This window comes from Pseudomonas typographi (assembly GCF_014694385.1).
GTDB classification, from domain to species: Bacteria; Pseudomonadota; Gammaproteobacteria; order Pseudomonadales; family Pseudomonadaceae; genus Aquipseudomonas; species Aquipseudomonas typographi.
This window is the reverse complement of record NZ_JAAOCA010000051.1, coordinates 19877-27415: the sequence shown is the minus strand read 5'-3', so window position 1 is coordinate 27415 and position 7539 is coordinate 19877. Positions and strand designations below refer to the sequence as shown.

Here is a 7539-nt window from a genome sequence, read left to right as displayed (position 1 = left end):
CCAACTCCAACATGCAGTCCTGGGACAGCGGCATTGATGATGCTCGGATGGCAATCGAGGCCGCTGGCCTGAAGGTGGCGCCATGACCATCGACTATGCAGAGCTGAAGCGGCTGGCTGAGGCTGCACAAGGAAGAAACTGGCGCGCAGGGAATTTCTATGGAAAAGCCTTTATCCCGGCATATCAAGTAATCGCGGAAACCGATGAAGGTGCCTGCGTGATTCTTGAGGGAAACAAAAATTTCCTCCCGGAGGCGAAGGCAAACATCGCTTTCGTGGCCGCCGCCAACCCGGCCGCCATCCTGGCGCTGATTGCGGAGAACGAGCAGTTGAAAGCTGCCTTCGCAATGCCAGAACGCCTATCGCCAAAACCCGCCGATGACTATGGAACGCTGCGCCGCCAGTTCGGATCACTGCTGACCTATGCCAATGCGAAGGACAAGCTGTGCACGTATTACCAGACGGCGGCAGAAGCGCTTCGAAGGATTGATCGCACCCAGTCGGCAGAAGAGATCGACGCCGAGCGTGACATCAACGAGCAACTGACCAACGACCTGTTGATGGCCGAGCAGGAGCGCGACCAGCTCAAGGCCGAGGTTGAGGAACTGCGCAAAGCACTGACCGATATCTTCAATCACATCGAGTGCAATACCGAGTGCCTGGTGCGCGATCTGGTCAACTGGGGTACGTCACGGATTAACCCTAATGACTTCTATGGCGAGTGCGATGCCATCAAGAAGATTGCCGAATCCGCCCTGAGCAAGGATGCCGGCCATGGCTGAGCTGATCATGCGCAGCATGGACGATTGCCAGCGCCTCATGGGGACGCTGCACAGCGTGGACTTCACCAAGCCCAAGAAGATCGTCATCAAGGATCTGGATCGCAGCGGCGAGCAGAACAAGCTGCTGCACAAGCTGCTGACCGATATCGCCGCCCAGGTTCAGCACGCCGGCCGGCACTGGGACGTGCTGATCTGGAAGCGCCTGCTCACTGCCGCCTGGCTGCGCGAGGAAGGCGAAACCCCGCAGATGATCCCAGCAGTCGATGGCAATGGCTTCGACGTCGTGTACGAACGCACCAGCAAGCTGACCGTTGCCCAGTGCCAGCGGCTGATCGAGTGGGTGCAAGCCTTCGGCGCCGAGCACCAGGTTCGGTGGACGGCCAAGGATCATTGGGGAGGGCGGTATTGATGAAAGTGGTCAGCAAGAAACTTCGCGACAGCGCCCGGGGCCAGGAATGTGCCTTGCGCTTCTACGGCATATGCAATCGCAACCCGGAAACCACCGTGCTTGCCCACGTGCCCTGCGGCCAGAAGGGCATGGGCATGAAGGGCCCGGACTACATGGCCTGTTTCGCCTGCTCGAGCTGCCACGACCTGCTGGATGGCCGGGCCCGCAACGCATTCGACGGAACGCGCGTGGCGGTGGACTGGCGCGACGTGATCCGCGCCGTAGCTGAAACACAAGCCTACTGGATTGGCCAGGGGCTCATGAAGGTGCAGGGGGTGGCAGCATGATCGACCTTTCTCTTTGGAATTTGACCGTCCCAGCCGGCGCCAAGGTCATTCCGACCAAGACGTTGAACGCCGGCTACACCGATCAGTTTTTCGTCCGGCAGTCCGATGGGGCCCTGACCTTCATCGCGCCGTCGAGTGGGGAAAACATCAAATCAACCAAGAACAGCACCTACCCGCGCTCGGAGCTGCGCGAGACGCTGGCCAATGGCGACGACAAGGAAGCCAATTGGAAGGCCGGTAGCGCTGATCTGCACAGCATCGAAGCCACGCTGTCGGTGGACGAGCTGCCCGCGAGCAAGAAGGCCATCATCGGCCAGATCCACGGCGATGGAAACCACCCACCGCTGAAGATCCAGATCACCGGAACGACGATCTACGCCCAGTTGCGCCGCAAGCTCGATGGCACAGAGGACAAGCCCAAGCTCCTGACCGGTTACAAACTGGGCGAGCAATTCACCTACCGCGCCGAGGTTTCCAAGGACGGCAAGGCCAAGTTCTTCATCAATGGCCAGCAGGTGGTGAACGACACCCTGCCGGCCGATGGTTACCAGTTCGACATGGCCTCATATGCCAACGACACCTGGTATTTCAAGGCTGGCGTCTACAGCCAGGAGAAGGTCGGCGGAACAGGGGTAGGGCGGACCACCTTCTCCGCGCTGACGGTGTGCCATGGGGCGGCCGCGGTGCCGGTCGCTACGGTCGCAACCCCAACCACCACCCTGGCCGACCAGATCGTCAACGCCTTCAACGCCTGGCAGGCCGGTACCGTTTCCAGCCACGACACCCTGGTGGCGCTCAACGCCCTTTCGAAGCAGGTAGCCGGCTTGGCATCCGACAAGGATCGCGCACCGCTGTACGCGCAGATCAATCAGTACAAGGCGCAGGTTCAGAAATGACGATGCTGGAATTGCCATGGCCGCCGGCGGCCTGCAGCCCGAACGCTCGCAGCCACTGGAGAAAGAAGGCCAATGCGGCGCGCAAGTACCGGGCGGACTGCCACCTGCTGGCGTTGCAGGCCAAGATCGCAGTGCCTCGCGGTGAGACGCTGCTGATTCTTGAGTTCGTGCCTCCGGACAAGCGCCGCCGTGACGACGATAACCTGGTGGCCATGTTCAAAGCCGGCCGCGACGGACTGGCCGACGCCCTGGGCATCGATGACAACTTGTTTGCCATACAGATCCGGGTGAGCAAAGAAACCACCAAGGGCGGCGCCGTGCGCGTTCGCATTCAAGCAGTAGAAGGGGAGGCAGCATGATCAACTTGAATTCGGCCCGCCTCGCTTGGCATGACGCCCTGTACACGCCATGGGATAGCCAGGGGGCATATATCGAGCAACTCGGCATGCTTGGCTGTACGGTCCAGGTCACCGAGAAATCGGTCAATAGCCGTCACGCCATGCATCAGTCGATATCTGCGCGCATCCAGCATGCTATAGCCACCTTGCCAAAGCATCTTCAGTCGTTCGGTAATTACATGTATAGCCCCGTTGCCACCGTGGACGACAAGGAAGAGGCAGAAGAGGCCACGTTCATGGCAGCCTACCGCGCGGGGCCAAGGATGTATGCGAAGAAGTTCGAGAAGGCTGAGCTTGTAGCGCGGGGTGTGCTGTACCGGTATCGCCGCATACATCAGGGAGGGCAGAGCGAAGGGTTCGATCCTTGCCCGTCTCCGGAAGCCTTTCGTTCGTGGCTGTTGAGTGTGATCGGATTGGAGCTTGACTCACGTAACTGGGAGCGAGAATGGGAAGAGTTTGTGCAGGCTTGTTTCGACGCATGCAACGACCTGGACAAGGCTGCTCTAGTTCCTGTCTCTTTGGCGATAAAAGAGATGAAAATTGCTGCTTGACGACAAATGTGCGGCTCAGGCATCATTCTCTCCATTGTGACAATTTCGCCTCAGGCGAATATGACCAGAAGCCTCGCCATCGTGCGGGGCTTTTTTTGGCCATGAACTCCTTCTTATTTTAAGATGCGCGGCTCACTTTATGTATGGAGACCGCACCGTGAAATCGAACTCGTTTTGGAAGGCCGTTCCCATTGCCCTTACTGCCGCATTGCTGGCTGCGTGTGGTAATTCCGTCGAGGGGACTTACACCATGGTCAAAGGACCAGTGAAGGGGGTGAAGCTCACATTGGGTAAAAACACGTTCTCAATGAACTCTGGTGCGAGCGGTAACTACGAGGTGAGTGGCGACAATGTCATCTTCACTGGCTACACATTCGCCGGAACTATGCATCTAGAAGGCAAAGATCTGGTGAACGAAAACTTCCGCTTTAATCGAGACTGAGATCTTGACAGAGGCGCTCTGATTTGACTCACCGCCTCTAACTGAAGCCCAGCAATAGCGCTGGGCTTTTTCATTTCGGCCGTTCGAATCAAACCCTTGCCGCCAATCAACGCCCAAGCTTCTCCAGCGCGGCATCGGCCAAAAAGGTCGAACGGCTCTTAATGCTGTGATCCCGCACATACCGGTCGATCTGATTGATGACGAAGCCAGGCAGTGTCACGTTGACCTTTTCGGTTTTGCCCAAGTACGGCGTAACGTCGATCTCCAGCATTCCCCAGCCCATGCCGGCGAACTTTGGATTGTCGCGATGCTCGGCGACCGGCGAGGGATGAGGTATCGCCTTACCGGCTGCCGCCATCTCTTCGAGCATGATGTGACTCACTTCGATGGCGGCGTCGTACGCTTCCTCGAACGTATCGCCCGCAGTGATGGCGCCAGGAATGTCAGGCACCTGAATGCCGAAAGCGGTTTTGTCGTCGCCGTATTCGATACAAATTGGAAATTTCATAGCTCTCTCCCGAGAGATGCAAAGCAGTGAAGCCGGGTCATAACAACCCGGCCGTTTCCCTGATTCCTCTGACCGTTCCCCTTGGTAGATCCTTCTTTGGGTGGGGTACTGCAACGGTGTTTGGCTTGGTCGGATGCTCGTACATGTGATGGCTTCCTTTGACTCGCTTCAGAACCCATCCATCTGCCTCAAGCTCCTTTATCAACTCTCTGCTTTGCACCTCCATATCCTCGTTTAGTTGATGGAGGAATTATAACCCTAGCCACACCAATTGGCAACATAAAAGATGCGCCTGGGGTTATGTCATCCTGTTCAATCACCGCTGCCTGGGTGGACCCTTCGGGGAGAGCCAGGACGCCGCTAGCCGATCAGTGCGGCGATTGCAGAAAACGTCGGCAGCCGAAGGTTCTTGCTCTCAAGACTCCAGGGGCTGATTCGGTGGGCAGCTGGGAAGACAGCACAAATTCAGAGGCTCGCCATTCCGGCGGGCCTTTATCATTTGCGGAGCCATCATGTCCGATGCCTATGAGCAGGCTGTTGAGCGCGTTAATCAGGTCGTTGTGAGCGGGAACGCCGAAGGTCTGAAGCGGACGCTGCTGGAACTGGCCGCCGTCGATCCTGACGCCTTCGTAAAGGTGGCAAGCGCGCTGAGTACGGCTACGGAGCCCCGGCCAATATGCACCGTTGGCCTGCAATTTTACTCCACCCCGCTGGAGTTCTTTCACCGGGATGGGCGGGTCTACGCGATTGTGTACACAGACGCACAGTGGCTCACCAAAGATCCACATGCTTCGGGTACCGGCCTGGAACTGGCCGACGTTCAGCAAGCAGTGGCGGAGGCCAGGAAAGAGCATGACGCCCGGATTGAAGATTTGATCCGTCAGTTATCTAACCATGCTCAGGAATTGCTTCAAGTGGTCGGTTCCCACTCGGCGTGCGATCAAGACACCAAAGTTTTTGCATCGAATGATCTGCGGCGCGGCCTGGCTTTACTCCGTGGCGCGCTGGGCCGATCCGCCTAACCCCCGTATCAAGCCCGGCCCCTTTAGGAGGCGAAGTAGAGGATCGACCAGTGCCCGATTACCTGATCCAGCCTATCGCCTGGACCCAGTTCGGCGTCCTGGGCGTGGTTGGCGGCATTGCCAGCTACTTCTACAGCGGCTCCACTGATCCGCGCTTCACTGCGCGCATGTTCATTTCGAAGCTGGTCCTGGCGTTCTTCGTCGGCAAGGTGGCCGGCGAATTCATCCCCGACGCCAACACCTATAAGTCGGGCTACGTGATGTTGCTCGGCTTTTTCGCCTATCCGGTCCTGGCAGTACTCGAAGTCAAGGTGAAGGGCTGGGTTGAGAACTACAACCCAAGAGGTCCGCCGTGATGCTTATCGTGTCCATCCTGGCCTTGATCAGCTTCCTGATGGTGTTCATCCATGGCGCGGTGTTCGCGGTCCAGGCCGGGCATCACCGCCAAGCCGATAGCTGCGAGGTCGCGTTCATCATGGCCGCCTCGTTCTGCTACGTGATGTCGTTCGTGTGCCTATGGATGTACGAACCCTGGAAGCTGACGGCAAACACGCCGGCCAGCACCATTTTCGTGGGCTTTACCATTTTTAACGCTGGTTACTTCTTCCGACGCATCGGTGCGTTGATCAACGGACGTGAGCGGCGCAAACAATTCCGCCGCGCTGAAGACGATGGAACCGAGCGCCGCGTTCGGAGGCCGGTCGAATGAGATATGCCAAGGGCCTGGCCCGCTGGGCCGTCGGTGGGCTGATCATATTCCTCACGGGCAACGGCATCGGCTATGTGGGCCGGACCTACCTATGTCAGAGCGATGAGGTGCGGGTCTACGTCGCCGCCCCTGGCTATGAGGCCCTGGCCGGAACGCTCCCGGAAAAGCTCTACGCCCTGCAGGTGACCCGCTGCGCGCTGCCTGAGCAGTGGGGTGGGGATCGCGAGCCACTGGAGGGGTATCCATGAATGAACACATCCATACGCCAGGTGACGGGCGAGGCAGACGCCTCGTTTACGTCAACGGAAACGCGGTAGATGGCGTCGTGTGGGCTGATACCAAGCGCGGGATAGTCCGCTACATGCCAAAACCTTACCGGGTGAAGCGGCCTGGCGGCGATGAAGTCTATACCCGTACTTTGCGCGGCCACGTCACCGTTGTACCGATGGAGGATGGCCCATGAAGCTGATCACCTGGATCAAAACCCTTTTCACCAAAACCACCAAGGAGCCGACCATGGCTGATACCGCATCTACTGCAGCCGCCGCTGCCGCGCCCGCTGTCCCCGAAGCCCCAGCCATCGTTGAAACCACAGCGATCGACACCGACAAGCTGAAGGCTCTGCTGATCACCTTGGGCCACGACATTGAGGCCGAGTGGGAGCATCTGGTGGCGTTGGCCAAGAAGGCGGCGTAACTGCACCGCAATCCTGATCAGCACCGCTTCGTGGCGCGGAGGAAGCATGAACATCGTCCAACTCGTTCGTCCTGAGCCTGCCGCCTCCCACGCCGCGGGCGAATGTGTCTGCGCCCAATGCAAGCATGAGTGGGTAGGCATGGCGCCGCTAGGGGTCACTCAGTTGGAGTGCCCTGAATGCCACACCCATCGTGGCGCATTCAAATATCCGTTTGGCCCGCAGGAGGGCGACGAGAGCTTTACCTGCCGCTGCGGCAGCGAAACGTTCTTCATCATGCGCAAGCCCGGCCACGCCAACGGCACCGTTTGTTGCCGGGGCTGCGGGGTTGAGGCCACTGGGTGGTTTGAATGACCACCATTGCCTACAAAGACGGCGTGATCGCCTATGACTCCCGATGCACTCGCGGTACGACCATTACGGATGACGACTGCGAGAAGCTGGAGACGGTCAAGGGTGTCCACTTCCTGTGTACAGGCTGCACCTGCGACTTCGGCGCATTGATTGGAGCCTACTTCGGAACTGCTTCTGCGACACCCGTTGAGGCGTCAGGATATGCGGTGGATGGCGGTACGCTCTGGCTGATCGGCTACGATGACAAGACTGGGTTCTGGAAGAACAGAATCAGTCCGGATCGAGCAGATGCTATCGGCAATGGATCGCCATTCGCCCTGACAGCGATGGACATGGGTGCGACTGCTGCTGAAGCCATTGAGATGGCAAAGAGGCGTGATACGTGCACTGGCGGACAGGTGAGGACGCTGACCATTAAGGCTGAGGAAGCGCCGCAGGGTTAGTGCGGC

General features: G+C 58.6%; 16 protein-coding genes. 14 read left to right on the top strand and 2 right to left on the bottom strand.

The features are described 5' to 3' along the window. Positions 1 to 82 precede the first annotated feature (82 nt). The 7 genes from HAQ05_RS25785 to HAQ05_RS25755 all read left to right on the top strand — a co-directional run bounded on the left by HAQ05_RS25785 (position 83) and on the right by HAQ05_RS25755 (position 3803). Positions 83 to 781, top strand: a complete 699-nt coding sequence (locus HAQ05_RS25785; RefSeq protein WP_190426572.1) for an ead/Ea22-like family protein — start codon at positions 83 to 85, stop codon at positions 779 to 781. After that, on the top strand, positions 774 to 1190 hold the full coding sequence (locus HAQ05_RS25780; RefSeq protein WP_190426569.1) for a recombination protein NinB: 417 nt from the start codon (positions 774 to 776) through the stop codon (positions 1188 to 1190). The genes HAQ05_RS25785 and HAQ05_RS25780 overlap by 8 nt, the downstream gene beginning before the upstream one ends. Next, positions 1190 to 1516 carry a nuclease domain-containing protein gene (locus tag HAQ05_RS25775; protein WP_190423588.1) on the top strand — a complete coding sequence of 109 codons (327 nt, stop codon included), beginning with the start codon at positions 1190 to 1192 and terminating at the stop codon, positions 1514 to 1516. The genes HAQ05_RS25780 and HAQ05_RS25775 overlap by 1 nt, the downstream gene beginning before the upstream one ends. Then, entirely contained in the window at positions 1513 to 2412 is a 900-nt protein-coding gene (locus HAQ05_RS25770) for a polysaccharide lyase family 7 protein (protein WP_190426566.1), read from the top strand. Before HAQ05_RS25775 ends, HAQ05_RS25770 begins: the two co-directional genes overlap by 4 nt. Continuing rightward, positions 2409 to 2771: a RusA family crossover junction endodeoxyribonuclease gene (locus tag HAQ05_RS25765; RefSeq protein WP_190426563.1), complete on the top strand. Its 363-nt coding sequence runs from the start codon at positions 2409 to 2411 to the stop codon at positions 2769 to 2771. The genes HAQ05_RS25770 and HAQ05_RS25765 overlap by 4 nt, the downstream gene beginning before the upstream one ends. Then, positions 2768 to 3361, top strand: a complete 594-nt coding sequence (locus HAQ05_RS25760; protein ID WP_194719663.1) for a hypothetical protein — start codon at positions 2768 to 2770, stop codon at positions 3359 to 3361. Before HAQ05_RS25765 ends, HAQ05_RS25760 begins: the two co-directional genes overlap by 4 nt. 157 nt (positions 3362 to 3518) lie before the next feature. Further along, complete coding sequence (locus HAQ05_RS25755) at positions 3519 to 3803, top strand: hypothetical protein (RefSeq protein ID WP_190426560.1); 285 nt, start codon at positions 3519 to 3521, stop codon at positions 3801 to 3803. 106 nt (positions 3804 to 3909) lie between these two features. Here HAQ05_RS25755 and HAQ05_RS25750 read toward each other — a convergent pair whose 3' ends face one another. Together HAQ05_RS25750 and HAQ05_RS25745 are read right to left on the bottom strand one after the other, a co-directional pair. Further along, entirely contained in the window at positions 3910 to 4311 is a 402-nt protein-coding gene (locus HAQ05_RS25750) for a type II toxin-antitoxin system HicB family antitoxin (protein ID WP_190426557.1), read from the bottom strand. Between the two features lie 37 nt (positions 4312 to 4348). Beyond that, a complete protein-coding gene (locus HAQ05_RS25745) occupies positions 4349 to 4531 on the bottom strand; it encodes a type II toxin-antitoxin system HicA family toxin (RefSeq protein ID WP_190426555.1) in 183 nt (60 codons plus the stop codon). 292 nt (positions 4532 to 4823) lie between these two features. On the opposite strand from HAQ05_RS25745, the gene HAQ05_RS25740 reads away from it, so the two are divergent. The 7 genes from HAQ05_RS25740 to HAQ05_RS25710 all read left to right on the top strand — a co-directional run bounded on the left by HAQ05_RS25740 (position 4824) and on the right by HAQ05_RS25710 (position 7533). Continuing rightward, positions 4824 to 5333 (top strand): hypothetical protein, encoded by a 510-nt coding sequence (locus tag HAQ05_RS25740; RefSeq protein WP_190426553.1) that lies wholly within the window; start codon positions 4824 to 4826, stop codon positions 5331 to 5333. 50 nt (positions 5334 to 5383) lie between these two features. Then, positions 5384 to 5689 carry a hypothetical protein gene (locus HAQ05_RS25735; protein ID WP_190419093.1) on the top strand — a complete coding sequence of 102 codons (306 nt, stop codon included), beginning with the start codon at positions 5384 to 5386 and terminating at the stop codon, positions 5687 to 5689. After that, positions 5689 to 6042 (top strand): hypothetical protein, encoded by a 354-nt coding sequence (locus HAQ05_RS25730; RefSeq protein ID WP_190419091.1) that lies wholly within the window; start codon positions 5689 to 5691, stop codon positions 6040 to 6042. The genes HAQ05_RS25735 and HAQ05_RS25730 overlap by 1 nt, the downstream gene beginning before the upstream one ends. Continuing rightward, positions 6039 to 6290: a hypothetical protein gene (locus tag HAQ05_RS25725; RefSeq protein WP_190423578.1), complete on the top strand. Its 252-nt coding sequence runs from the start codon at positions 6039 to 6041 to the stop codon at positions 6288 to 6290. Before HAQ05_RS25730 ends, HAQ05_RS25725 begins: the two co-directional genes overlap by 4 nt. Next, complete coding sequence (locus tag HAQ05_RS25720) at positions 6287 to 6505, top strand: hypothetical protein (protein ID WP_190426551.1); 219 nt, start codon at positions 6287 to 6289, stop codon at positions 6503 to 6505. Before HAQ05_RS25725 ends, HAQ05_RS25720 begins: the two co-directional genes overlap by 4 nt. Next, positions 6502 to 6738: a hypothetical protein gene (locus tag HAQ05_RS25715; protein ID WP_190426549.1), complete on the top strand. Its 237-nt coding sequence runs from the start codon at positions 6502 to 6504 to the stop codon at positions 6736 to 6738. The genes HAQ05_RS25720 and HAQ05_RS25715 overlap by 4 nt, the downstream gene beginning before the upstream one ends. A 348-nt stretch (positions 6739 to 7086) precedes the next feature. Beyond that, positions 7087 to 7533, top strand: a complete 447-nt coding sequence (locus tag HAQ05_RS25710) for an Ntn hydrolase family protein (protein WP_190426547.1) — start codon at positions 7087 to 7089, stop codon at positions 7531 to 7533. Positions 7534 to 7539 lie beyond the last annotated feature (6 nt).